The following is a 25601-nucleotide window of genomic DNA, read 5'->3' as shown; positions in this document are numbered from 1 at the left end:
GGGTGCGGGGTGCGGGGTAGGGGTTAGAGCCCGACTTCGGCGGACTGCAGGAGCGCGACGGCGTCCGGCTGGCCTTCGAAGGTCACGAGGGCGTGGCGGGTGCGGCCATGGGCGTGCATGAGGAGCTCGCCCGGCTCGCCGACGATCGCGACGGAGACCGGGGCGCGCTTGGCGACGTGCCGGGGGCCGGAGGGACGCACCAGCACGATCCCGAGATCCACGCCGCGGTAGAGAATCGCCGCCCGCTTCACCAGTTCATCCCAGAGGGCGTCGGAGTACGCCTCGTCGAGGGCGCGGGGCGCCCAGCGGTCCACGGCCCGGCGGATGTCCTCGGTGTGGACGAAGTATTCGATCAGGTTGGCGCTTTCGTCCAGGGCCTTGATCTTCATCGGGGAAAACGCGGACGGCCCGGCGCGGAAGGAGTTGACCAGCTTGTTGTAGTCCTCCGGCGTCCTGAGCTTGGCGGCCAGCGCGGCTGTGGCCTGGTCCGACGCCTTGGCGAGGCGCTTGATCAGCAGTCCCAGGCCGACGGCGGCTTTGCGCTCTCGCAGGTACAGGTGGGCAGCAAGGTCCCTGGTCAGCCAGCCCTTACAGAGCGTGGGGGAGTCAGGACCGGCCGCCAGTAAGGTTTCGGCCAGAACTTCTCGGGACGGATCGACGAAATGCATCACTTGTGAAACTAGCACGAGAGTGCCCCGCGTGGGCACGTGAACCGCCGTCGTTTTGGCCACTGGGAGCCGGCTCACATCCGCGTGACGCCGATGTTAAGGGGGCGCCGGGCGGCTGGGCGGCGCCGTGCCCGGAGGCACTAGACTGGATCTGATGTCTGAGCAGCCCGCCCCCGCCCCCGTCAGTGGAAGAACTGTCACCGGAATCACCGACAGCGGACGATCCGTCAGCGGAAGTCCTGTCCCTGAAAACACCCGTCCCGGGTCGGCCGCGCCCGCGGACACCCTCCCCGCCGGCCTTGCTGCATCCCTGAAGCGGGACAGCGCCGGCCTGGTCGCCGCGATCGTGCAGCAGTTCGACACCAACGAGGTGCTGATGCTCGGCTGGATGGATGATGAGGCCCTGCGCCGCACCATGACCAGCGGGCGGGTGACGTTCTACTCGCGCTCCCGCCAGGAATACTGGCGCAAAGGCGACACCTCCGGCCACGTGCAGTGGGTCAAGTCGCTCGCACTGGACTGCGACGGCGACGCGCTGCTGGTCCGCGTGGACCAGGTCGGCGCGGCCTGCCACACCGGGACCCGGACCTGCTTCGACGGCCGCGGACTCGACGTCGTCACCGGCCACGCCGACTGACCCGGCGGTTGACTGCGGCCCAGCCGCAGCAAGCAGCCACGGCGGGGCCCGGCCCCGCACACTCAACCTTCAGGACCACTGAAAGAACAGGCGGAACCACAGCCATGCAGGACCTTGGAATCATCAGCCCGGGCCTGGAGGAGTTCCGTGAACTCGCAGGCCACAGCCGTGTTATCCCCGTCCGGCTGAAGGTACTGGCTGACGCCGAAACGCCGATCGGGCTGTACCGCAAACTTGCCCAGGGCCAGCCCGGCACGTTCCTGATGGAATCCGCCGCCGTCGGAGGCTCCTGGTCCCGCTACTCCTTCATCGGCGCGCGGTCCCGGGCTACCCTGACCACCAAGGACGGCCAGGCCTACTGGCTGGGCGAACCGCCCGTCGGGGTGCCCCTGGGCGGCAGCCCGGTGGACGCGATCCGCGACACCATCGAGGCCCTCCGCACCGACCGCTTCGACGGCCTGCCGCCCTTCACCTCCGGCCTGGTGGGCTTCCTCGGCTGGGAAACCGTGCGGCACTGGGAAAAACTGACCAGCCCGCCGGAGGATGACCTGCAGTTGCCCGAGATGGCGCTCAACCTCGTCACGGACATGGCAGTGCACGACAACATGGACGGCACCGTGCTGCTGATCGCCAACGCGATCAACTTCGACAACAGCTCCGACCGGGTCGACGAGGCCTGGCACGACGCCGTCGCCCGGGTCAAGGCGCTGCTGGCCCAGGTCAGCACTCCCGTGAAGCAGCCGGTCTCCGTGCTCGACCCGGCTGCCCTGGACTTCGCCTCCAGCGTGCAGGAACGCTGGAATGAGTCGGACTACCTCGCCGCCCTGGACCGCAGCAAGGAAGCGATCGTCGACGGCGAAGTCTTCCAGGTGGTCATCTCGCGCCGCTTCGAAATGGAATGCGGCGCTGACCCGCTGGACGTCTACCGGGTACTCCGGAACACCAACCCCAGCCCGTACATGTACATCTTCAGCCTCGAGGACGCCGACGGCCGGCAATATTCGATCGTCGGATCCTCCCCGGAGGCGCTGGTGACCGTGACGGGCGAGGAAGTCATCACCCACCCGATCGCCGGCTCCCGGCCGCGCGGCAAGACCGTGGAGGCGGACAAGGCCCTGGCCGAGGAGCTCCTCGCGGACGAGAAGGAACGCGCCGAACACCTGATGCTGGTGGACTTGTCCCGCAACGACCTCTCCAAGGTCTGCGTGGCCGGCTCGGTCGACGTCACCCAGTTCATGGAAGTCGAACGCTTCAGCCACATCATGCACCTGGTCTCCACCGTCGTCGGCAAACTCGCGCCCACCGCGAAGGCTTACGACGTGCTGAAGGCGACGTTCCCGGCCGGGACCCTGTCCGGCGCCCCCAAGCCCCGCGCGCTGCGCCTGCTCGATGAGCTGGAACCGCACCGCCGCGGAATCTACGGCGGAGTGGTCGGTTATCTCGACTTCGCCGGCGACATGGACATGGCCATCGCCATCCGCTCGGCGCTGCTGCGGGAAGGACGCGCCTACGTGCAGGCCGGCGGCGGTATCGTGGCCGACTCGGTGAACGCCACCGAGGCCCTCGAAACCGTCAACAAGGCCGCCGCCCCGATGCGGGCCGTCCACACGGCCCGGTCGCTGCGCAATATCACTGCCGAGTCCATTTCCGACGCCGGGACGCAGTCATGAGCGGCACTACGGTCAAAAGCAGCAGCCCGGTCGTCCCGCGCTGGGCCCGGAAGTCCACCCTGGTGCTGGCCATCGTCGCCCTGGCGTTGGCCGTCTTCGGCACCACGACGCAGACGTGGCTCACCGTCCACCTGGACCCTGCCCAGCTCGGCCAGGCCGTCAGCAGCCAGGACGGCCTGCACGTGCAGGGCAGCAAAGCCGCGACGACGGTGACGGCCCTTGCGCTGGTGGCCCTCGCCGGCGGACTGGCGGCGTCGATCGCCGGCCGGATCGCCCGCTGGATCATCACGGCGCTCATCCTGCTGGCCGCCGCTGGCATCGTCAGCGCCGCCGCGATCGTGATTGCGGACCCGCTGGCCGCCGCGCAGGGCTCCATCGCCGCCGCCACCGGGATCAGCGGCAGCGACGTATCGGTGGACGTCACAGTGTTCCCGGCCCTCGCCGTCGTGGCCGGAGCCCTGCTGGGGCTCAGCGCGCTGCTGATCATCCCGGCGGGCCGCTTCTGGAAGTCGCGCACGAAATACGACACCGCAGCCACGGGTACGGCCGCCGGCGGGTCCGCGGCGCCGGCCGGACCGCCGGACGACATCGACAGCTGGGACCGTTTGTCACGAGGTGACGATCCCACGTGAGCCAGTGCCGCGCGCACGCCCAGTAACGCGCCCCAGTAACGCGGCGAACAACACTGCCAAAAAATGGCAGAATGTAAGCAGTATTCACCCTGAGGAGATTCCCATGAGCAAAGCCCCTGTTTCCGCCCCCAAGCCCGCTGCCGGAACCGGCTACTCCTACGACGATATCGATCACCAAGAACCGACCGGCCACGGCAACAGCCCGGCAGCCTGGACCACCGTTTTTGTCATGCTCGTCGGCGCCCTCATCATGTCCATCGCCTTTGTCATCGCCAACACCACGATCTTCATCGCGGGCGGCGTCGTCATGGCCGTCGGCCTGGTCGTCGGCTTCGCCATGCGCAAGGCCGGTTACGGTGTGGGCGGCAGCAAGCTGAAGAACTCCGGCCACTAAGGGTGAGCGTTCTCGATGACATCAACGCCGGTGTCAGGGAGGATATGGAGGCCCGTCAGCGGATCACCACGCTCGCCGAGCTGAAGGAGCGCGCCGCCGCGGCCGCACCGGTGCGCGACGCGTGGACCGCCCTGGGCGGTGCCTCGGCGACGCGCGACCAGCTGAAGGTCATTGCTGAAATCAAGCGCCGCAGCCCCTCCAAGGGCGATCTCGCCAGCATTGCGGACCCCGCCTCGCTCGCCGTGCAGTACGCCGGCGGCGGCGCCGCCGCGATCAGCGTCCTGACCGAAGAGCGCCGTTTCAACGGCTCGCTCGCCGATTTCGACGCCGTCCGGGCAGCCGTGGACATCCCGCTGCTGCGCAAGGACTTTATGATCGACGAGTACCAGATCTGGGAGGCCCGGGCACACGGGGCCGACCTGATCCTGCTGATCGTGGCGTCCCTGTCCGACGCGCAGCTGCGCGAGTTCAGCGCCCTCAGCCGCGAACTCGGCATGAACGTGCTCGTCGAGACGCACACCGCCGGGGAAATTGAGCGGGCGGTCGCCGCCGACGCGCGGATCATCGGCGTCAACGTGCGCAACCTCAAGACGCTCGACGTCGACCGTTCCGTCTTCGCCGAACTCGCCGGAGGCATCCCCGCCGGCGCGCTCGTCATCGCGGAATCGGGCGTGCGCGGCGTCAACGATGTCCGGCATTACGCCGCGAACGGCGCCAACGCGGTGCTCGTGGGCGAAGCCCTGGTCAGTGACGCGACCCCGCGGGAGCGGATCGCGGAGTTTATGGCCGCCGGAGCCGAAGAAATCGCCGCACGTTCCTGAACGGCGCTCCGGCCAGGCATTGCCTGGCCGGACGGCGCCAGCGCAGCCGTGCGGACCCCAGATCTAATTAGCAGTGGAACAGGATGGTGAGACTGATGGTCGATGCGCCAGCAGCCGGCTCAGACGAAAGCGCCGTGGACGCGTTCCTGCAGGGTGGAGAATCCCTGCGGCACGCCCCGGGCCCGTACTTCGGCTCCTACGGCGGCCGATGGATGCCCGAGTCGCTCATCGCAGCCCTGGATGAGCTTGAGGACACCTTCGAAAAGGCCAAGGCCGATCCGGAGTTCACCGCGCAGATCGCGGAGCTGAACAAGAACTACTCGGGCCGGCCCTCGCTGCTCACCGAGGCCAAGCGCTTCGCCGAACACGCCGGGGGAGTCCGGATCTTCCTCAAGCGCGAGGACCTCAACCACACCGGTTCCCACAAGATCAACAACGTGCTGGGCCAGGCGCTCCTGGCCAAGCGCATGGGCAAGACCCGTGTCATCGCCGAGACCGGCGCCGGACAGCACGGCGTCGCCAGCGCCACTGCCGCAGCCCTGATGGGCCTGGAATGCGTCGTGTACATGGGCGCCGAGGACTGCCGCCGGCAGTCCCTGAACGTGGCCCGGATGGAGCTCCTCGGAGCCACCGTCATCCCGGTGACCAACGGTTCCCAGACCCTCAAGGACGCCATCAACGAGGCGCTCCGCGACTGGGTCGCCAACGTGGACAACACCCACTACCTGCTGGGCACCGCAGCCGGGGCGCACCCGTTCCCGGCCATGGTCCGCTACTTCCACGAGGTGATCGGCGAGGAAGCCCGGGCCCAGATCCTCGAGCAGACTGGCCGCCTGCCCGACGCCGTCTGCGCCTGCATCGGCGGCGGCTCGAACGCCATCGGCATTTTCCACGGCTTCCTGGATGATCCCTCGGTCAAGATCTACGGCTTCGAGGCCGGCGGCGAGGGCGTCGAAACCGGCCGCCACGCCGCCACCATCACCCTCGGCAAGCCCGGCGTGCTCCATGGCGCCCGCTCCTACCTGATGCAGGACGACGACGGCCAGACCATCGAATCGCATTCCATTTCGGCGGGCCTGGACTACCCCGGCGTCGGCCCGGAGCACTCCTACCTCGCGGACATCGGGCGTGTCAGCTACGAGCCCATCACCGACAGCGAGGCGATGGACGCGTTCCGGCTGCTCTGCCGCACGGAGGGCATCATCCCGGCCATCGAGTCCGCGCACGCCCTGGCCGGTGCGATGAAAGTCGGCCAGCGGATCGCCGCCGAATGCGCCGCCGACGAAGCGGCCGGCAAGGCAACCGTCAAAGCATCAGAGAAGATCGTGATCGTGAACCTCTCCGGCCGCGGCGACAAGGACGTGGCCACCGCCGCCGAATGGTTCGACCTGCTGGACAAGGATTCAGCCGAGCACGAGATCGCCAAAGAGGGGGAGCAGCTGTGAGCACCGTCCAGGAACAGGGCACCGCCCGGACCGCCAGCAAGTCCGCTGCCGCCATTGACCGCGCCAAAGCCCAGGGCCGCGCCGCCCTCATCGGCTACCTGCCCGCCGGCTACCCCAGCGTCGAGGACACCATCGCGGCCGGCATCGCCCTCGCGGAAAACGGCGCCGACCTGATCGAAATCGGGATCCCGTACTCCGACCCGGTCATGGATGGCCTGGTCATCCAGGCGGCAACCTCCGAGGCCCTCAACAAGGGCTTCCACGTCACGCAGGTCTTCGACGTCGTCCGCGGCATCACCAGCAAAACCGACGCCGCCGTGCTGGTCATGACCTACTGGAACCCCGTGGTCCGGATGGGCGTGGAGGAATTCTCCCGCCAGCTGGCCGAAGCCGGGGGAGCCGGGCTCATCACCCCCGACCTGATCCCCGACGAAGCCGCCGAATGGATGGCGGCCTCGGACAAGTACGGTCTGGACCGGGTGTTCCTGGTGGCGCCGTCGTCGTCGCCGGAGCGCATGAAGCGCACCGTTGATGCGAGCCGGGGCTTTGTCTACGCTGTCTCGATCATGGGCGTCACCGGCGCGCGCACCTCGGTCAGTTCCGCGGCCAGGGACGTTGTGGCCGCCGCGCACGCTGCCGGCGCCGAACGCGTCTGCGTCGGGCTGGGCGTGTCCAACGCCGACCAGGTCCGCGAGATCGCAGCCTACGCGGATGGCGTGATCGTTGGCACCGCGCTCGTCGTGGCCATCGGCGACGGCGGCGTGGATGCGGTAGCGTCCTTGACGAAAGACCTCAGCACCGGCCTCACCAGGGAAGAAGCTTAAAGCACATGCAGTCAGTCCTCCACGCGGCAGCGATGATCCCCGCGAGCATTCCGAGCCCGGACTGGTCCGGCTTCGACATCCCGCTGCCGTGGGGGACGCTGCGCATCCACGCCTACGCCCTGTGCATCCTGCTCGGCATCGTTGCCGGCCTGTGGCTCGCCTCGGTGCGCTGGGCCAAGCGCGGCGCCCCGGAGGGCAGCGTCTGGGACATCGCCATCTGGGCCATCCCCTTCGGCATCATCGGCGGCCGGCTCTACCACGTGGTGTCCTCACCGGATGCGTACTTCGGCCCCGGATTTGACGGCACCGGGGACCTGTCCCTGATCCCGCAACTCCAGCGCGGCGGACTGGGGATCTGGGGTGCCGTGCTGCTGGGCTCCCTGGGCGCGTGGATCGGCTGCCGCAGGGCGGGGGTCAAGCTGAGCGCATTCCTCGACGCCGCCGCGCCCGGACTGCTGCTGGCCCAGGCAATCGGCCGCTGGGGCAACTACTTCAACCAGGAACTCTTCGGCGGCCCCACCACGCTCCCGTGGGGGCTGCAGATCGACGCCGACAACCCGAACTTCCCGCCCGGCATGGCCGCGGACACCCTCTTCCACCCGACGTTCCTCTACGAATCCCTCTGGAACCTCGCCGGCGTCGGCATCCTGCTGCTGCTGGACCGCAAGTTCCGCTTCCGCCGGGGCCGGCTGTTCTGCCTCTACGCTGTCTACTACACGCTGGGCCGGGTCTGGATCGAAGCGATGCGGATCGACGACGCCGAGCAGATCAACCTCTTTGGCATCACCACCCGGCTGAACGTGTGGACCAGCATCTTCGTCCTGCTGGGCGCGCTGGCCGCGTTCATCATCCTGGGCCTGCGCAAGCGCACGGAGCCCGACACGGTGTACCTGCCGGGGCGCGAACCGTCCGGTACGGCGGCCGCCGCCGACGCCGAGCCAGCAGCCGCCGTCGACCATGACGCAGCTAGCGGCCTGGATGACGACCCAGCAACTGTCGGCGGCGACGCCAGAAACGGCGCGGCAATCAAAGAGCCGGCCACCGTTCCGGCCGCTGTTCCTGCCCACAGCGGGGATGTCCACCATTCGGATTCTACTGTCTCAAATAGTGGTTTGCGTGGTAATCTCCCTGATAACCAGAGCGGTCCAGGCCACGCTTCCGCCCCAGCTGAAGCGTCAAAGGATTCCACGGGCGGCACCAATCCCGCCACGGGAGCGCCGGGGGCCGGAGCATCCGGCCACCAGGCCACAGGAACCGCGCCGGAAGCTGAGGGCACCAAGTAGCTCAGCCCCGGCAAACCGGGCCGCGGAGTCACCCCTCGCAGAGCCCGTTTCCACAACGGCGTGGCAGCAAGGAAAGCGCCGGACAGCAGAGAGTTGTTGTTCGCGCAATTCCGGGCCGGCGGTTGCGTAACTGTTAGTGCAGGACGCGGCGCTGACCTACAATTCGAATAAGAAAAAACTTTGTTGTGCCCATCACACCGGCGCACCGATGCGGGCCAATGTTGTCCCTCCCATACGCACGATCAGGAGGAAGGACGTCTCCCATGACCCAAACCCTGCACAGCCCCAGTTGGTCCGAGCCTCAGCAGGCCGCCATGTCACCTTTCAAGCGCTTCGCGGCGCTTCCCGAAGCGGCCGGGCTCTACAACCCCGAGCAGGAGAAGGACGCCTGCGGACTCGCCATCATCGCCACGCTGCGGGGGGAGCCGGGTTACGACATCGTTGACGCCGCCCTGACCGCCCTGCGCAACCTCGAGCACCGCGGTGCCGTGGGCGCCGACGAAGGCACCGGCGACGGCGCCGGACTGCTGATGCAGGTCCCGGACGAATTCTTCCGCGCAGTGACCGACTTCGAACTTCCGGCACCCGGACAGTTCGCGGTGGGCACGGCGTTCCTCCCGGCCGAGAAGCGCGAATCCGACGCCGCGAAGGCCGGCATCGAAGGCCTCGCCGCCGACGAGGGACTGACGGTCCTCGGCTGGCGCGAAGTGCCGATCGTGGCCGACCTCGTCGGGGCGATGGCCCGGGCCTGCATGCCTTATTTCTCCCAGCCGTTCTTTGCCTCCAGCACCGGGGAAGTGCTGGAGCGCAACGAACTCGACTCGCGGGCCTGGCGCATCCGGAAGCGGGCGCAGAACAAATTCGGCGTGTACTTCCCGTCGCTGTCCTGCCGGACCATCGTCTACAAGGGCATGCTCACGACGGCCCAGCTCGAGCCGTTCTACCCGGACCTCTCGGACAAGCGCTTCAAGACCAAGCTTGCGATCGTCCACTCACGCTTCTCCACCAACACCTTCCCGTCCTGGCCGCTGGCCCAGCCGTTCCGGACCATCGCCCACAACGGCGAAATCAACACGGTCAAGGGAAACCGCAACTGGATGCGTGCCCGCCAGTCGCAGCTGGCCAACCCGCTGCTGGGCGATTCCCCCGAGGAGCTGTACCCGATCTGCACCCCGGGCGCTTCCGACTCGGCCTCCTTCGACGAGGTTGCGGAACTGCTCTGGCTCTCCGGCCGGCCGATCACGCACTCGATCATGATGATGATCCCCGAGGCCTGGGAAAACCATGCCACGATGGATCCGGCCCGCCGCGCCTTCTACGAGTACCACTCCATGCTGATGGAACCGTGGGACGGTCCCGCCGCGGTGTCCTTCACCGACGGCAACCTCGTCGGCGCCACCCTGGACCGCAACGGGCTGCGCCCCGGCCGGTTCTGGATCACCGAGGACGGCCTGATCATCTTCGCCTCCGAAGTTGGCGTGATCGACGTCGAACCTTCCAAGGTGGTCAAGAAGGGCCGCGTCTCACCCGGCAAGATGTTCCTCGTGGACACCGACGCCGGCCGGATCATCAGCGACGCCGAGGTCAAAGCCGAAGTGGCCGCCGCCAACCCGTGGGCCGACTGGGTCAAGGAAAACCTGATCGACCTGAAGGACCTGCCCGAGCGCGAGCACGTGGTGCACACCGCCGCCTCGGTCAACATCCGGCAGCGCACCTTCGGCTACACCACCGAGGAACTGAAGATCCTGCTCGGCCCGATGTCCCGCACCGGCGCCGAGCCGCTCGGAGCCATGGGTTCGGACACCCCCGTGGCCGTGCTGTCCAAGCGGCCCCGGCTGCTGTTCGACTACTTCGTGCAGTCCTTCGCGCAGGTCACCAACCCCCCGCTGGACGCCATCCGCGAAGAACTCGTCACCTCGCTGACGTGCGCGATCGGCCCCAACGGCAACCTGCTGGACACCAAGCAGGTCCGCCAGCCGCAGGTTGCGCTGCCGTTCCCGGTGATCAACAACGACCAGCTCGCCAAGATCGCGAACATCGAGAACGCCGACGGCGACAAGGTCGCCATGAAGGTCCGCGGCCTTTACCGCCCCGAAGGCGGCGAAAATGCGCTGCGCGCCCGGCTGACCGAAATCTGCGAGCAGGTCTCCGGCGCCATCAACCGCGGTGTGCAGTACGTCGTGCTCTCGGACCGTGACTCGAACGCCCAGTGGGCACCGATCCCGTCCCTGCTGCTGGTCAGCGCCGTGCACCACCACCTGCTGCGCAGCGCCAACCGCACCAAGACCGCCCTCGTGGTCGAGGCCGGAGACGTCCGCGAGACGCACCACGTGGCCGTGCTGATCGGCTATGGTGCCTCCGCTGTGAACCCGTACCTGGCGATGGAATCGGTGGAGCAGCTGATCTCCACCGGCGACGTCGTCGGGGTCACCTCACAGGACGGCGTCCACAACCTGATCAAGGGCCTCGGCAAGGGCGTCCTGAAGATCATGTCCAAGATGGGCATCTCCACCGTGGCCTCCTACACCGGGGCCCAGACCTTCGAAGCCCTCGGCCTGGGCCAGGACCTCGTGGACGAGTACTTCTCCGGCACGCACTCCCAGCTCGGCGGCGTCGGCCTCGACGTCATCGCGGCCGAGGTCGCGGCACGCCACCGGATGGCGTACCCCGAGAACGGCATCGAGCAGCCCCACCAGGCGTTGCTCGGCGGCGGCGAGTACCAGTGGCGCCGCGACGGTGAGCCCCACCTGTTCAACCCGGAGACCGTATTCCGGCTGCAGCACGCCACGCGTGAGCGCCGCTACGACATCTTCAAGGCCTACACCCGCGGCGTGGACGACCAGTCCGAGAACCTGATGACCCTGCGCGGGCTCCTGAAGTTCAAGGCCGGGCTTCGCCCCCCGGTCCCGCTGGAGGAAGTGGAGTCCGTCTCCAGCATCGTCAAGCGGTTCTCCACCGGCGCGATGAGCTACGGCTCCATCTCCCAGGAGGCCCACGAAACCCTCGCGATCGCCATGAACCGGCTGGGCGGCAAGTCCAACACCGGTGAAGGCGGCGAGGACGTCGACCGGCTGCTCGACCCGGCGCGCCGCTCCGCGGTCAAGCAGATCGCCTCCGGCCGCTTCGGCGTGACCAGCCTCTACCTGACCAACGCCGACGACATCCAGATCAAGATGGCCCAGGGCGCCAAGCCCGGCGAAGGCGGCCAGCTGATGGCGCAGAAGGTCTACCCCTGGGTGGCCCGGACACGGCATTCGACGCCCGGCGTCGGGCTCATCTCCCCGCCCCCGCACCACGACATCTACTCGATCGAGGACCTCGCCCAGCTGATCTACGACGCGAAGCGGGCCAACCCGTCGGCCCGGGTGCACGTCAAGCTAGTCTCCGAGGTCGGGATCGGCACGGTCGCCGCGGGCGTCACGAAGGCCAAGGCCGACGTCGTCCTGGTTTCCGGGCACGACGGCGGGACCGGCGCCTCGCCGCTGAACTCGCTCAAGCATGCCGGTGTGCCGTGGGAACTCGGCCTCGCCGAAACCCAGCAGACGCTGATGCTCAACGGCCTGCGCGACCGCGTGGTGGTGCAGGTGGACGGCCAGCTCAAGACCGGCCGCGACGTCGTGATCGCCGCGCTGCTCGGCGGCGAGGAATTCGGTTTCGCCACCGCGCCGCTGGTGGTTTCCGGCTGCATCATGATGCGCGTCTGCCACCTGGACACCTGCCCGGTGGGCGTCGCAACGCAGAACCCGGAGCTGCGCTCCCGCTTCACCGGCAAGCCGGAATTCGTGGTCAACTTCTTCGAATTCCTCGCCGAGGAAGTCCGCGAGATACTGGCCGAGCTGGGCTTCCGGAGCATCCGGGAAGCGATCGGCCACGCGGAGATGCTCGACACCCGTGAGGCGATCAACCACTGGAAAGCCGAAGGGCTGGACCTGGACCCGATCCTGCACGGGCTCGAATTCGACGACGACGCCCCCCTGCGCAACCTCACCGGCCAGAACCACGAGCTGGACAAGCACTTCGACCAGCGCCTCATCGTGATGGCCGCGGAGGCCCTGAGTGACCGCACCCCGGTCAAGATCGCCGTCGACGTGATCAACACGGACCGCTCCGTCGGCACGATGCTGGGGCACGTGGTCACCAAGACCTTCAGCACGGACGTGCTGGCCACCGACACGATCGACATCACGCTGACCGGCACCGCCGGCCAGTCGCTCGGTGCGTTCCTGCCTGCCGGCATCACGCTGCGGATGTTTGGTGACTCGAACGACTACGTCGGCAAGGGGCTTTCCGGCGGGCGCATCATCGTCCGGCCGGACCGCACCAACGTGTTCCCGGCCGAACGCAACGTGATCGCCGGAAACGTGATCGGCTACGGCGCCACGAGCGGCGAGATGTACCTCCGCGGCCAGGTCGGCGAACGCTTTATGGTCCGCAACTCCGGCGCCACCGCGGTGGTCGAAGGAATCGGCGACCACGGCTGCGAGTACATGACCGGCGGTCAGACGCTGATCATCGGCCGCACCGGCCGCAATTTCGGTGCCGGCATGTCCGGCGGCACGGCCTACGTGCTGGACCTGCAGACCGAACGCGTGAACAAGCAGGCCCTGGAGTCCGGCGAGCTGCAGCTGCGCGAGCTCGACGCCGAGGACCGCGAGATTGTCCACGGACTGCTCCAGAAGCACTTCGAGGAGACCGAGTCGCTGCTCGCGGCCCGGCTGCTGGAGAACTTCGACGACACCGCAGCCCGCATAACCAAGGTGCTGCCGCGCGACTACGCGGCCGTACTGCAAACCCGTCTCGACGCCATCGAAGAGGGCCTTGACCCCGACGGCGAAGAAGTTTGGTCTCGAATCCTGGAGGTGACCGGTGGCTGATCCACGCGGATTTCTGAAAGTACGTCAGCGCGAAACCCAGCCCCGCCGTCCCGTTCCGGTCCGCATCATGGACTGGAAGGAAGTCTACGAGGCGCAGGAGAAGGGCGTCCTGAAGGCCCAGGCCGGCCGCTGCATGGACTGCGGCGTGCCGTTCTGCCACCAGGGCTGCCCGCTGGGGAACCTCATTCCGGAATGGAATGACCTGATCTGGCGGGACAAGGGCGAGGAAGCGATGGAGCGGCTGCACGCCACCAACAACTTCCCCGAATTCACCGGGCGGCTCTGCCCGGCCCCCTGCGAGGCGTCCTGCGTGCTGGGCATCAACCAGCCCGCCGTGACCATCAAGCAGGTTGAGGTCTCCATCGTGGACCAGGCCTTCGAGAACGGCTGGGTCAACCCGCTGCCGCCGGCGCGGCTCAGCGGCAAGACGGTCGCCGTCGTCGGCTCGGGCCCCGCCGGGCTCGCCGTCGCGCAGCAGCTGACCCGGGTGGGCCACACCGTCGCCGTCTACGAGCGCGACGACAAAATCGGCGGCCTGCTGCGGTACGGCATCCCCGATTTCAAGATGGAAAAAGAGCACGTCGACCGCCGTCTGGAGCAGATGAAGGCCGAAGGTACCCGCTTCCGGACCGGCGTCGCCGTCGGCACCGACGTGACCTGGGAGCAGCTGCGCCGCCGGTACGACGCTGTCGTTATCGCCACGGGCGCCACCGTCCCGCGTGACCTGCCGATCCCGGGCCGCGAGCTCGAGGGCGTGCACTTCGCGATGGATTACCTGGTCCCGGCCAACCGTGTGGTGGCGGGGGAGACGGTGGAGAACCAGATCAACGCCGCCGGAAAGCATGTGATCATCCTCGGCGGCGGCGACACCGGCGCGGACTGCCTCGGCACCGCGCACCGGCACCAGGCCGCGTCCGTCACCACCCTGGCGATCGGCAAGCAGCCGCCGGCGGAGCGCGCCAGCCACCAGCCGTGGCCGACGTTCCCCACCCTGTTCGAAGTCGCCAGCGCCCACGAGGAAGGCGGTGAACGCACCTACCTCGCCTCCACCGTGGAGTTCGTCGGCGAAAACGGCAAACTCACCGGCGTGAAGGTCGCCGAGACCGAATTTGTCGACGGCAAGCGCCTCCCCAAGGCCGGCACCGAGCGGATCATCCCGGCCGACCTGCTCTTCCTCTCGCTGGGCTTCACCGGTCCGGAGCCGGCAGGGATCACCGAGCAGGTCAGCGCCGAGTTCGACGGCCGCGGCAACGTGGCCCGCGACGGCTACTACATGACCAACACGGAAGGCATCTTCGTCGCCGGAGATGCCGGCCGCGGCCAGTCGCTCATCGTCTGGGCCATCGCGGAGGGGCGCGCCTGCGCCGCCGCGGTGGACAAGTTCCTGATGGGCAGCACCATCCTTCCGGCTCCCGTGGCCCCGACCGACCGGGCCATGGCCGTCCTGTAGGCCGCAGTTGCTCCACTGGCGGCCGGCTACGGTCACATTCCGCCGACAACTTCATCCATGCAATCGACTACTAGGGTAGGTATATGAGACGCGCTAAAATAGTGGCCACGTTCGGACCGGCAATCGCGAGTTTTGAGAACACTCTCGCCGTGCTGGAAGCCGGCGTCGACGTGGCCCGCATGAACATGAGCCACGGCGACTACGCCGTGCACGACACCACGTACGAGAATGTTCGCAAGGCAGCCGGACAGCTCCACAAGGCCGTTGCCATCATGGCGGACCTCCAGGGCCCGAAGATCCGCCTCGGCCGGTTCGTGGACGGGCCGCACCTGTTGGCCGTTGGCGACACGTTCACCATCACCACCGAGGATGTTCCGGGCACCAAGGACATCTGCTCCACGACGCTCAAAAGCCTCACCGAGGACGTCAATCCCGGCGATGCACTGCTGATCGATGACGGCAAGGTCGCACTCCGCGCGATCGACGTCGACGACACCAAGGTGGTCGCCCAGGTGATCGTCGGAGGGTGGGTCTCGAACAACAAGGGCATCAACCTGCCCGGCGTTGCCGTCAACGTTCCCGCGCTGAGCGAAAAGGACGAGGACGATCTGCGCTGGGCCATGCGCCGCGGCGTGGACATGGTGGCACTGTCCTTCGTCCGCGACGCCTCGGACATCAAGCGCGTCCACGAGATCATGGACGAAGAAGGCCGCCGCGTGCCGGTGATCGCCAAGATCGAGAAGCCGCAGGCCGTCGAGCAGCTGCCCGAGATCATCGACGCGTTCGACGCCATCATGGTGGCCCGTGGCGACCTCGGTGTGGAACTTCCCCTCGAGGAAGTGCCGATCGTGCAGAAGCGCGCCGTCGAACTGGCACGCCGCTGGGCCAAGCCGGTCATTGTGGCAACCCAGGTGCTCGAGTCCATGATCGACAACCCGCGTCCGACCCGCGCCGAGGCCTCAGACTGCGCCAACGCCGTGCTCGACGGCGCCGATGCGGTTATGCTCTCCGGCGAGACCAGCGTGGGCAAGTTCCCGATCGAAACCGTCAAGACCATGGCCCGGATCATCGAATCCACCGAGGTCCACGGCCTGGAGCGCGTCCCCCCGCTGGGCACCAAGCCCAAGACCCGCGGCGGCGCCATCACCCGTGCCGCCGTCGAAATCGCCGACCAGCTGGATGCCAAGTACATCTGTGCCTTCACCCAGTCCGGCGACTCCGCACGGCGCCTGTCGCGGCTGCGTCCGACCCGGCCGGTTTTCGCCTTCACCCCGGTGGAGCACGTCTGGAACCAGCTCGCACTGACCTGGGGCATCCAGCCGGTCCTGGTCCCGATGGTTGGCCACACCGACGAGATGACTGCACAGGTTGACCGCAGCCTGCTGAACATGAACCTCGTCGAGGACGGCGACATGGTGGTCATCGCCGCCGGTTCGCCTCCCGGAAAAGCAGGGTCCACGAACATGCTGAAGGTCCACCGCGTGGGCGACCTGGCCGACGCCGGCAGCCACGGCGAAGTCGAGGTCACCAAGGACAAGCTCGGCCCCTGGCCGGAAAAGAAGAAGCGGAACGGCAAAGTCTAGTTCCGCAGCTTGAACCAAAAAGGGAGGGTCCCCGCCAGCTGGCGGGGACCCTCCCTTTTGGTCTGTGTTGCTGTGGTACCGGGTCTGGTTAGTTGACCTGGTTGATGATGGTCTCTGCAACCTCACGCATGCTCAGGCGGCGGTCCATGGAGGTCTTCTGGATCCAGCGGAACGCCTCCGGCTCGGTCAGGCCCATCTTGGTGGTCAGCAGGCTCTTGGCGCGCTCCACGAGCTTGCGGGTGGCGAACTGCTCCTGCAGGTCGGTCACTTCGCTTTCGAGGGCCTTGATTTCCTCATGCCGGGAGAGGGCGATCTCCAGGGCGGGAATCAGGTCCGCCGGGGTGAAGGGCTTGACCACGTAGGCCATTGCGCCGGCATCGCGGGCTCGTTCGACGAGTTCCTTCTGGCTGAACGCGGTCAGCAGGACCACGGGGGCGATCCGGGCCTTGACGATCTTCTCGGCGGCGGTGATGCCGTCCATGATGGGCATCTTGACGTCCATCAGGACGAGGTCCGGCTTCAGTTCTTCGGCGAGCTGCACGGCCTTCTCGCCGTTGTCAGCCTCGCCGACGACGTCGTAACCTTCGCCCCGCAGGATCTCGATGATGTCGAGCCGGATGAGGGTCTCATCCTCGGCCACGACCACGCGGCGCGCCGGCTTGGACGTGGGGTTTGACTCCGTCTGTTCTGACACGGGAACTCCTTGGAAAGGTACGGCGGGAACTAGACCATCTTAGGTTGTCACCGCTGGTGTACTGGGACCGGGTTGGGTTCGATGCGGCGTCACTGGCGCGATTCTGGAATTCAGCCTATCTGCATGTAGAGTAATTTCGCGCACTGGAAGCGATCGCGTTGCTCACAGCACTGTGGCTGGGCGATTATGACACCGGTGTTCTCCGCGCCCGAGTGGCGGAATTGGCAGACGCGCCGCACTCAAAATGCGGTATCGAAAGGTGTGTGGGTTCGAGTCCCACCTCGGGCACAGTGTTTCCGCAGGTCAGTGGCTTCTTAAGGTGCTGAGTGTGGACAAAAGTACTAAAAGTGTGGACAGCGGCGTAGCATTTTTCCTATGGCCAGCATTCGAAAGCGCACTAAAAAGGACGGTTCGACGTCCTTTATGGTCTGCTGGCGGGACCCGGCCAACCGCCAGGAACAAGGCATCACGCTGCCGACGGAATCCGAAGCGATCACCCTGAAGCGCCTCCTTGACGCCAACAACCAATCGTTTGAGATCGCCCAGCATGCGATGCTCGCGAACCAGACCAAAGCGCCCACCGTCGCGGCCGTGATCCAAGAGCACATCGACCTTCTGGTCCGGCCTTCCGTTGGTACCGTCCACACGTATCAGACCATGTTGAAGCTGCATATCGCGGACGTGATTGGCCATGTCCCGGTGGACAAGCTCGACTACCGGCATTTGACATACTGGATGAAGACGATGCAGACCAAGGGACGGTCGGCGAAAACCATTAAGAACAACCATGGCTTGATTTTCTCGGCGATGGAGACGGCGGTCCGTCTTGGCTACCGGAAGGATAATCCGTGCCGGGGCGTCCAGTTGCCCTCTGGCGAAAAGGCAGAGGATGAGGTCAGGTTCCTGACGCACGCTGAGTTCGGGCTGATCCTGGAATGCATGGGGGAGCGGTACAAGGCGTTCACTGAATTCCTGGTCATGACCGGTACCCGTTTTGGCGAAGCGACTGCGGTCACTGTTGCGGACGTGGACCTGATGTCGAAGCCGGCGACGATGCGGATCAACAAGGCATGGAAACGCGGTACTGATTCCGAGTATTACGTCGGAGCGACCAAGACCGGTGCCGGCAAGAGGACTGTTTCGCTCAATCCTCATTTGGTGGATGTGTTGATTCCACTGGTCGCCAGCCGCCCTGGCTCGGAACTCCTGTTCACCACTCCCAAAGGCGAACGCATTGTCCACAAGTTGTATTGGCACCCCTACTGGACTCCCGCCGTGAAAGCGGCCCAAGCGCGTGGACTGAAGAAGTCACCACGGATCCACGATCTGCGCCATACCCATGCGTCCTGGCTGATCCAGGATGGCGTCTCGCTGTTCACGATCTCCAGGCGACTCGGGCACGCATCTACGCGGACCACTGAGCAGGTGTATGGCCACTTGATGCCGCAGGCGCTCCAGGATGCCGCCGACGCCGTCGAGCGTTCCGCGGTTGTGTGGCGCGGATAGCGCCTGGGCGGATGGTCCACCTAAGAGTATTTCTGGCGAGCCTGTGCTCGCGTCCCGATCAGGCGGACGGCCGGCGCCGTAGCGCCACTGGTTCGGACTTCACGTAGCTCCGCAATCTCCCTGAGGTGGACAGACGTGAAGACAATCTTCCCCTTGCCCCAGACGGCGTGCGGGAACTCACCCTTGGCAGCACCGTCCCTAAGCCAGGCCTCTGAACACTTGAGGACGATGGCAGCCTCGGCTGGTTCGAAGAATTCAAGTTTCATGCCCTGTCCGATCTCTTCGTCGTTATGTAGCGAGGACGTCTTGCGCGAGTCCTGTCCCCGTTCATGTGAGCCGGGAATCACGGCGGCATGACGGAGACTTGGAAACTCGCTTCGAGGGCCGCAGTATTGAGCTGCACCTGCTCGGCGGAGGCACTGAACTGAGTCGATGAGCGCTTCACCAGCCCGGCATCGGTGAGAAGGCCGAGTTGCCTGCGGATGGCTGAGGATGAGGCGCCGAGTTCGCTGCCGATCTGGCCACAGGTTGAGGGCCCGTTCTTGAGCAGGAATCGGATGATTCGGCTTCGTGTTCGGTTCATCAAAATGCTCGACATGGGGACCACAACCCAAGGAATGGTGAAGGACTGTAGACGGGTCTACAGCAGTAGGTTACTCCGGTTGATGTCATGTTGGATAGGCCAGAGTGAGCAAATCAATCCCCAACTGGTTGACGCGGTTGATTGCCGCGCCGGACGACTCAGGTAATACTGGGCGAAAGGGGGTCGTAGCGCCTGATCGGTCTGCCGACCCGGTGTCAGATCGAGGGGTGGGCAGCGCGGATGGACGAGGCAGGTGGCGGTGACATGTTGTCTCCCCAGGCCCAGCTGGCCCGTCGTCTGAATCTGTTGCTCGACGTCGTGGTTGCCGAACGTGGGAAGCCCGTAACGTTCCGCGAGGTCCAGGCCGAACTCGAGGCTAGGGGCATCAAGTTGTCCCGCGCGCGCTGGTTCTATATGAAAGAGGGGACCGGTCGTCTGGTCAGCGATCCGGCGCTATTGACCGAGCTGTGCAACATCTTCAACGTTGACCCCTCCTACCTAATCGGCGACAGCGCCGACTTGCCCCAGCGGATCGATTCGCAGCTCGAGTTTGTGAAGTCGCTTCGTGCGGCCAGGGTGAAGACTTTCGCGGCGCGGACGCTGGGTGATATTTCTCCGGAGACGCTGATGGCCATCTCTGAATACCTCAACAAGGACATTGATCGCCATCCTGGAGCGGAAGAGGCAGCAGCTAATCCTCCAGAAGATACTGAAGGTGAGCCGCCAGCAACTCCTTGATCCGCGCAGGGTTGGCTGAATAGCGCGGAGAGCGGCCATGCCGTCGGCCCGGCTCAAGGTCCACCGCGATGGCGCCGGTCTCCTCAAGTGCAAGCAGGTGCTTGGCTACGCTCGGCTCACCGGCGCTTACTGCTGCCACGATGTCCCCGCGGGTCGCCGGACCGTGCGCGGAAAGGTAGCGGAGGATCTCGTTCCGTGATCTGTTGCCAAATGTCGCGACAGCGGCCTCGACGTCGTTCGACCAGGCTTCGTCGTGGGGCTGCGTGATCCTGGGCATGGAACCATTCTCACCGAACGATCCCGGAAAAGTAAGACCCGCAGTCTTGACGATACTTTAATTATCTTTGAAAATAGTTTGTATAGCTTTGCTGTCGTAGTGGTCGGCCTTGGCTTTCGCTGCCACTCTTAGGGCGCCGGTCGTGCCGGTGCCGGACTTATTGGAATCGTTTAGTCGAAGCGGTGAAGACCATGCGAGTCGAAGCCAGGTTGAATCAGGCCCCACAAGATCATCCAAATGTAGGAAGTATCGACATCTCCCTGCGCGGTGCGCCGGAGCCCGCCGCGGTTGTCGTTCCGGTAGATCAAATCATGATCGCCGTCGACGGTGTACAGCGGTACGTGGTTTCGCATCTATCGCGGATCGGCCGGGCCTGCGACGTGGACGACGTTATGCAGGACATCCGGGTCGCGGTGTGGGATGGCGTGACCCGGGGGCATTACCGCCAGCTCCCCGGTATTCCCTTTGGTGCTTGGGTTCAAGGGGTGTGCGCGAACGTGTGCGCCGCGCACGTCCGTCGGGAGCTGAGCCATCAGACGCTCCCGCTGATCGTGGAACCAGGGAATGCCGACGGGCATACGCCGTTCGTTATTCTGGCGGTGCTGGGCCTGGACCGGGGTGGAGGTCAAAGTGCCGAGCAGATTATTGACCAACAATGGGCACGAATGATCCTTGAGCTGACCCAGGCCAGCGTGCCGGCAGGAGCTTGGGTTCTTGCCGTGGACAGTCTCACCGGGCCGCGACACTACGGTCCGCCGTCGCCACAGGACCGCCGGCGCTGGCATGCGGTGACCGTGGTGCGCCAGACGGCGAAAACCATTCGAAATGCCCTGGAGGTTGAGCAGGCGGCCATTAGCAATATCGGAGACGTATGCCAGCGCGCAGCAGAGTGCCTGCCCACACCGGTACTCCGCGGAACAGCTGAAAGTATCGTTCGCCCCGGGCTACGAGGACCCGAACGCAAGAGGGCTCTGGAATCGTTGGCGGCCCAGTTGGGCGTCACCGAGCGCTATCTGGCTGTCCAGATCGGCTTCGCGCGCCGGCTGTATCGAACGGCATGGAGGATTCTCCAGGCCGGGACGCGGACTGCGTACTGAGTCATGTTGTGGGTACGTCCGCTCGCCATGAACAGGCGAGAAGGAGGCCCGAATGTCCGTAATGCGAAAGAACGCTCTGCCTGGTTCAAGCAGCCAGCATCGATGGTGGATCGCAGCGATCGCGCTCTTGAGTGTGGTCGCGGCGCTCATCGCTCTCACGTTGTCGACGCCCACACCCGCAGAGGCTCCGGTTGCACCGCCGCCGACGGTGGACATCCCTCAGAGCCCGGCGAACGCTTCCCCCGGGACGCCGGCACAACCTTCGACGGTGGCTCCTGACGTTGTAATTGCCGATGCCGAGGGTGCACCCCGCACTGCTGACTTCCGCCAGCTCGCCGCCGCGGCGGCGACGGCGATCTACACCTGGGACACGCGAACGTCTTCCTACTCGGAGGTCTACTCACGGCTCCGCGACTGGTGGGACGTGCTGCCGGACGGTTCCAATCCCTTAGCCGTCCTGGTGCAGGAGTTCGAAGCCACTGGGGTCAACGCGGGAAGCTACGCGACTCTGGCTGACCAGCAGGCGCACCGTTCGGCCGCGGTCGAATCCCTGCACTGCGACAGCGAGCTGGCCAAGGTTCGGGAGCGGCCGGCGCCATGGGAGGGACTGCATGTGTGCACAGTCTCCGTCAGTGTTCTGGATCAATCAATTTTTGCTCGCAACATTTACACGGCACCTGTCAGCGTCATGGTGAACTGTCCGCCGGCTCTTACGGCCCCGACGGATCATTGCGTCATGGTCGGCTTTTACGCCGCACAGAGCAGAATCGTCTATTGATGCCGGCCGCCATCGTGTTTGCTGGGCTGGTCAAGCGCCGGGCCCTTCTGCGGGTTTCGCTGGGAGTGGCCTCAATCTTGATCCTGATGGGTTCCATTGCGTTTAGCGCAACCGTGGCGGTGCTCGGCGCGAGCGCAGCCGACACCCCGTCCGTCTGCTCGCAAGATGGCGGCGCTGCTGGTCCCGGCGCCAGCGAATCCGGCGCCCTGAGCATCCGCCCAAACAGCCGGGCTCCGGTCAGTGTGACCGACAGGCAAATGGCCGTAGCCGGGGACTACGTTTCCATTGGCCAGCAATTGGGTGTCCCCCGTAACGGCCAGATCATCGCAATCATGATGGCTCTGCAGGAATCCAGCCTCAGAGTCCTCGCCAACGTGAACGTACCAGCCTCGCTCCAGTACCCGCATGAGGGCCTCGGCAGCGACCACGACTCCCTCGGTACGGCCCAGCAACGTCCCGCGGCGGGCTGGGGGACAGTCGAGCAGCTGATGGATCCGACGTACAACGTGCGAGCCTTTTACGGCGGACCTTCCGGCCCCAACCGTGGCAGCCCGCCGGGGTTGTTGGATGTCCGAGGTTGGCAATCCATGAACAAAGGCCAAGCTGCGCAAGCCGTTCAGGTGTCGGCATTTCCGGAGTTGTATGCGCGGTGGGAGGCTGAAGCGACGGCTATTGTTGAGGCGCTCGACGGCGGGATGTCACCGGCTTGGTGCTCCGATACGCTGCCTTCCTCGACGCACACGGTCGTGCCCGCAAATTTGAGCGAAATCCGCATAGATATCCTGCGGTTCACGCAGGAAGGAGTCGGCGGCGCCTACGTGTGGGGTGGCACAGCCTTCAAAGCGTGGGACTGTTCCGGTTACGTCCAGTGGATTTACAGGCAGGCCGGGATCAACCTGCCGCGGGTGGATCAATGGAGGGTCGGTACGCGGACCGAGAATCCGCAGCCGGGAGACCTGGTGGTCCAGAACGCACAGGGGCCAGCCGACTGGGGACACGTTGGCATTTATTCGGGAGACGGCATGATGTACAGCGCGTTGAATCCTGCGGTGGGTACGTTGCTGCATCCCATAGCTTGGAATACGGATACGGCGTATTTTGATCTACTGCCGTGACCTGTCGTTACGCCGAACTTAGAAACCCAAAGGTATATCCTGCGGGCGGAATAGGAACGGAAAAGTTTCGATACAGGCTCTAAGGAGATTTCCGTGACCGGTCGGGCGCATGCAGCGCTTGCCAAGGATTGGGTGCGCTGGGGAGCCGTGGCCGGCGCTTCGAGTCGCTGAGGAGGTTGACAGGGCGCAAAACGAGAGGGAGCGGGCAGTCATGCCAGCAATCGTTGTTCGGAAAATTCCGAAGTCGCCGACAAGCTGCGCAACGGGTTCACCGCTGTCAAGGGTCAATAGTTTGTGCCAATGGACGGCCAGCGCTTCGAATCTCGGTCGCTGGACTTCTGTGGCGTCGAAACGCGTGCGGAGCAGATCAGATTCGTCATTGGCTGCTCCGATGTGTCTCGTAACCAACGGTGGATACGCCGATTCCATCAAATGGTTTCGAGACATAGTTACGAGAATCGACGGCCGCGGACGAACCCACACCATCCCGCGGAAGCTAAAAGCATTGCCGACGCACCGGTCGCCGGGTCGACGAGTCGCCTCGTATCCTATGGGTTATGTGACAGATGTAAGTGGAGTCACTGCAACATACGATCTCCGCGCGAACCATCAAGGGGCAGTTGCACGAGAATTAGGGGCCTGCTGACCGCGACCAGGTGGGGATCGAGTGAGTCGAGCGGGGCTCGGATTTCGGGCCCCTGGTGAGGACAGAGGCCAGGCTGACAAGTAGAATCAACGCGAACGAAAGGTCGATCATTGTCAATCGAGTCTTACCTGCAGAAGGCCGGCTTCGCCGGCGACCCTCTAGCCCACACGAATGCCGAGCAGGAGGAACGCCTGGGGGACTATTTCGTTCCACCGCCGTATTTCCAGAGCGTCCTAGGTGATCCCGCAACGCCGAAGTCCAATGTCATCTTCGCTCCCCGCGGCGGAGGTAAGACTGCGCAACGGCTGATGATTGAGCGGGAGGCAATAGAGCCGGACGCCCGGTATCTGTGTCTCACTTACGACTCCTTCGCGTCGGTCGTCGGCCGCGGTGGGGATCTCGCTGCCCACCAGGTGGAGCTATGCCGCATCGTTGCGCTGGCGATCCTGTCCCACTTGGAAAACGACAGCGTCGAGGCTTTCTTTCTGACCGATCATGACCGCCAGATTGTAAAGGTTGCTGCGCAACAGTTTGTCGGGGTACTCGGGCTTGGGGAGTACAAGGCCGCAGTCGATGCTGTGAAGACCCTCGGTGACAAAGCCGGAGAGTTTTGGAAAAAGTACGGTGGTCCCGTCGCCGCCGGCGTCGCCCTACTTATGAAAAAGGCGGGGCTGGACGATGTGAACATCTCGGTCAGTCTGGAGCAGCAAGCACAAGACTCCAAGGCCGCAAGTAGCTACTATTTTTTGTCGCAGCTGGTCGAGATCGCGAAGAAGCTTGGGTGGGACGCGGTCTACTTCTTGATCGACAAGGTGGATGAAACGCCGAGCACGACTAACAACGCGGAAGCGGCGGGCAAGCTGATTCTGGAACTGGTCACTGATCTGACCACTCTGGAAACCCCGGGCGCCGCATTCAAGTTCTTTTTGTGGGACCAGATGGAGGACTACCTGCGAACCAATGGCCTTCGAGGTGACCGCGTCGAAGTAGTTAATCTGGGCTGGACCGTGGACGAGCTTTCCGAGATGCTCACCAGGCGACTCGCGGCTTTCTCAAATGGCAAGATCACCTCTTTCAACCAGCTCGTGGACGAAGAATCACCAGTGGATGCTCACAAGGTGCTCGTTTACTTAAGTCACGGATCCCCCCGTGACATGATCCGCATGGCCCGATCGATAGTAAAAGAACACACGCGGATGCCGAACGAGGCTGCAGCGATATCCCCGTTCAATCTCGCAAGGGGAATCGTTGAGTTTTCGAAGGAGAGCACTCTTGAGAAGTTTGGCCGCTTCCAAAGCGACTTTTCTCGAATCGCAAATTCAAGCTTCACCCTCACCGAAGCGGCGGGTGTTTTCAAAATAAGCACAACCGGAGTCACTAACAAGGTGAACGCCTGGATTCCAACCGGGGCGGTGAAGCCGCTTGGCACGCGTCCGAATCCAGGGGCCAAACCGTTGAACCTCTATGGCTTCGCGGACCTGAGAATTGTAATCGCATCTAGCTCGGACAGGATCGGCGACGTTCTGGCGACTCATGCAGTTGAATGTGCGAACTGCTTGAACATCATCTATGCCAATGAAGCGGAGTTGGACTGCCCTTACTGCGGTTCAAAGGTAGCCAGAGAAGCGGCAAGAAGTCTTCTAGAGGTCTGCACGCTTAGTTCGTCATAGTCTACGGTGCCGCGGTCTGGCCCTAAGGGCCGGACTCCAGCTGGGCCCACTTCTCCATGGTCCCAGCGATGGCCCCGTTCTGGATTCGTTTGTGCGGCTCTGAACGTTGAGGTCTCGCACCACACAGACGGGTCTATGAACCGTGCCGGGTTTTAGGCCGTCTTCTTGCTGGTGGCCTCGTCGTCTGATGAGGCGTCTATTTGAGCATAGTAGTTC

General features: G+C 65.0%; 22 protein-coding genes and 1 tRNA gene. 18 read left to right on the top strand and 5 right to left on the bottom strand.

The window, feature by feature from the left end; genetic code table 11:
* Positions 1-23: 23 nt before the first annotated feature.
* Positions 24-668 (bottom strand): TIGR03085 family metal-binding protein, encoded by a 645-nt coding sequence (locus BJQ90_RS03905; protein WP_226758998.1) that lies wholly within the window; start codon positions 666-668, stop codon positions 24-26.
* Positions 669-822: 154 nt separating this feature from the next.
* Between BJQ90_RS03905 and hisI the strand changes: the two genes are divergently transcribed.
* The 11 genes from hisI to pyk all read left to right on the top strand — a co-directional run bounded on the left by hisI (position 823) and on the right by pyk (position 16281).
* Positions 823-1305, top strand: coding sequence for a phosphoribosyl-AMP cyclohydrolase (hisI, locus tag BJQ90_RS03900; RefSeq protein ID WP_226758997.1), 483 nt, complete (start codon positions 823-825; stop codon positions 1303-1305).
* Positions 1306-1409: 104 nt separating this feature from the next.
* Positions 1410-2975, top strand: coding sequence for an anthranilate synthase component I (locus tag BJQ90_RS03895; protein ID WP_226758996.1), 1566 nt, complete (start codon positions 1410-1412; stop codon positions 2973-2975).
* Positions 2972-3607, top strand: coding sequence for a Trp biosynthesis-associated membrane protein (locus tag BJQ90_RS03890; RefSeq protein ID WP_226758995.1), 636 nt, complete (start codon positions 2972-2974; stop codon positions 3605-3607). Before BJQ90_RS03895 ends, BJQ90_RS03890 begins: the two co-directional genes overlap by 4 nt.
* A 103-nt stretch (positions 3608-3710) precedes the next feature.
* Positions 3711-4001 carry an HGxxPAAW family protein gene (locus BJQ90_RS03885; protein WP_226758994.1) on the top strand — a complete coding sequence of 97 codons (291 nt, stop codon included), beginning with the start codon at positions 3711-3713 and terminating at the stop codon, positions 3999-4001.
* A 2-nt stretch (positions 4002-4003) separates the two neighbouring features.
* Complete coding sequence (trpC, locus tag BJQ90_RS03880) at positions 4004-4822, top strand: indole-3-glycerol phosphate synthase TrpC (RefSeq protein WP_226758993.1); 819 nt, start codon at positions 4004-4006, stop codon at positions 4820-4822.
* A gap of 95 nt (positions 4823-4917) precedes the next feature.
* Complete coding sequence (gene trpB, locus BJQ90_RS03875; protein WP_226758992.1) at positions 4918-6267, top strand: tryptophan synthase subunit beta; 1350 nt, start codon at positions 4918-4920, stop codon at positions 6265-6267.
* Positions 6264-7091, top strand: coding sequence for a tryptophan synthase subunit alpha (trpA, locus tag BJQ90_RS03870; protein ID WP_226758991.1), 828 nt, complete (start codon positions 6264-6266; stop codon positions 7089-7091). The genes trpB and trpA overlap by 4 nt, the downstream gene beginning before the upstream one ends.
* Positions 7092-7096: 5 nt before the next feature.
* The gene (gene lgt / locus BJQ90_RS03865; RefSeq protein WP_226758990.1) at positions 7097-8374 is read left to right on the top strand and encodes a prolipoprotein diacylglyceryl transferase; all 1278 of its coding nucleotides are present in this window, start codon (positions 7097-7099) and stop codon (positions 8372-8374) included.
* A gap of 263 nt (positions 8375-8637) precedes the next feature.
* The gene (gltB, locus tag BJQ90_RS03860) at positions 8638-13248 is read left to right on the top strand and encodes a glutamate synthase large subunit (RefSeq protein ID WP_226758989.1); all 4611 of its coding nucleotides are present in this window, start codon (positions 8638-8640) and stop codon (positions 13246-13248) included.
* Positions 13241-14698: a glutamate synthase subunit beta gene (locus tag BJQ90_RS03855; RefSeq protein WP_226758988.1), complete on the top strand. Its 1458-nt coding sequence runs from the start codon at positions 13241-13243 to the stop codon at positions 14696-14698. The genes gltB and BJQ90_RS03855 overlap by 8 nt, the downstream gene beginning before the upstream one ends.
* Positions 14699-14781: 83 nt before the next feature.
* Positions 14782-16281 (top strand): pyruvate kinase, encoded by a 1500-nt coding sequence (gene pyk, locus BJQ90_RS03850; protein ID WP_226758987.1) that lies wholly within the window; start codon positions 14782-14784, stop codon positions 16279-16281.
* Between the two features lie 88 nt (positions 16282-16369).
* Here the strand turns inward: pyk and BJQ90_RS03845 are convergent, their stop codons facing one another.
* Complete coding sequence (locus BJQ90_RS03845; RefSeq protein WP_226758986.1) at positions 16370-16975, bottom strand: ANTAR domain-containing response regulator; 606 nt, start codon at positions 16973-16975, stop codon at positions 16370-16372.
* A gap of 206 nt (positions 16976-17181) precedes the next feature.
* Here BJQ90_RS03845 and BJQ90_RS03840 point away from each other — a divergent pair.
* A tRNA-Leu gene (locus tag BJQ90_RS03840) sits at positions 17182-17263 on the top strand.
* An 87-nt stretch (positions 17264-17350) separates the two neighbouring features.
* Positions 17351-18481, top strand: coding sequence for a tyrosine-type recombinase/integrase (locus BJQ90_RS03835; RefSeq protein WP_226758985.1), 1131 nt, complete (start codon positions 17351-17353; stop codon positions 18479-18481).
* A 20-nt stretch (positions 18482-18501) separates the two neighbouring features.
* Here the strand turns inward: BJQ90_RS03835 and BJQ90_RS03830 are convergent, their stop codons facing one another.
* Together BJQ90_RS03830 and BJQ90_RS03825 are read right to left on the bottom strand one after the other, a co-directional pair.
* The gene (locus BJQ90_RS03830) at positions 18502-18747 is read right to left on the bottom strand and encodes a hypothetical protein (protein ID WP_226758984.1); all 246 of its coding nucleotides are present in this window, start codon (positions 18745-18747) and stop codon (positions 18502-18504) included.
* 77 nt (positions 18748-18824) lie between these two features.
* A complete protein-coding gene (locus BJQ90_RS03825) occupies positions 18825-19064 on the bottom strand; it encodes a helix-turn-helix domain-containing protein (protein ID WP_226758983.1) in 240 nt (79 codons plus the stop codon).
* 240 nt (positions 19065-19304) lie between these two features.
* Here BJQ90_RS03825 and BJQ90_RS03820 point away from each other — a divergent pair, with 240 nt between their 5' ends.
* Entirely contained in the window at positions 19305-19802 is a 498-nt protein-coding gene (locus tag BJQ90_RS03820; RefSeq protein WP_226758982.1) for a hypothetical protein, read from the top strand.
* Here BJQ90_RS03820 and BJQ90_RS03815 read toward each other — a convergent pair.
* Positions 19756-20079 carry an ArsR/SmtB family transcription factor gene (locus BJQ90_RS03815; protein WP_226758981.1) on the bottom strand — a complete coding sequence of 108 codons (324 nt, stop codon included), beginning with the start codon at positions 20077-20079 and terminating at the stop codon, positions 19756-19758. The two genes, BJQ90_RS03820 and BJQ90_RS03815, sit on opposite strands and share 47 nt — an antisense overlap.
* A gap of 182 nt (positions 20080-20261) precedes the next feature.
* On the opposite strand from BJQ90_RS03815, the gene BJQ90_RS03810 reads away from it, so the two are divergent.
* The 4 genes from BJQ90_RS03810 (at position 20262) to BJQ90_RS03795 (ending at position 25385) form a co-directional block, all read left to right on the top strand.
* Positions 20262-21176 (top strand): hypothetical protein, encoded by a 915-nt coding sequence (locus BJQ90_RS03810; protein WP_319004595.1) that lies wholly within the window; start codon positions 20262-20264, stop codon positions 21174-21176.
* 52 nt (positions 21177-21228) lie between these two features.
* Positions 21229-21954 carry a hypothetical protein gene (locus BJQ90_RS03805; protein WP_226758980.1) on the top strand — a complete coding sequence of 242 codons (726 nt, stop codon included), beginning with the start codon at positions 21229-21231 and terminating at the stop codon, positions 21952-21954.
* Positions 21954-23069, top strand: a complete 1116-nt coding sequence (locus BJQ90_RS03800; RefSeq protein WP_226758979.1) for a C40 family peptidase — start codon at positions 21954-21956, stop codon at positions 23067-23069. The genes BJQ90_RS03805 and BJQ90_RS03800 overlap by 1 nt, the downstream gene beginning before the upstream one ends.
* 756 nt (positions 23070-23825) lie before the next feature.
* Positions 23826-25385 (top strand): P-loop ATPase, Sll1717 family, encoded by a 1560-nt coding sequence (locus BJQ90_RS03795; protein WP_226758978.1) that lies wholly within the window; start codon positions 23826-23828, stop codon positions 25383-25385.
* Positions 25386-25601 lie beyond the last annotated feature (216 nt).

The organism is Arthrobacter sp. SO3 (genome assembly GCF_020532825.1).
Lineage (GTDB): Bacteria > Actinomycetota > Actinomycetes > Actinomycetales > Micrococcaceae > Arthrobacter.
This window is presented reverse-complemented; position numbering and strand designations above follow the sequence as displayed.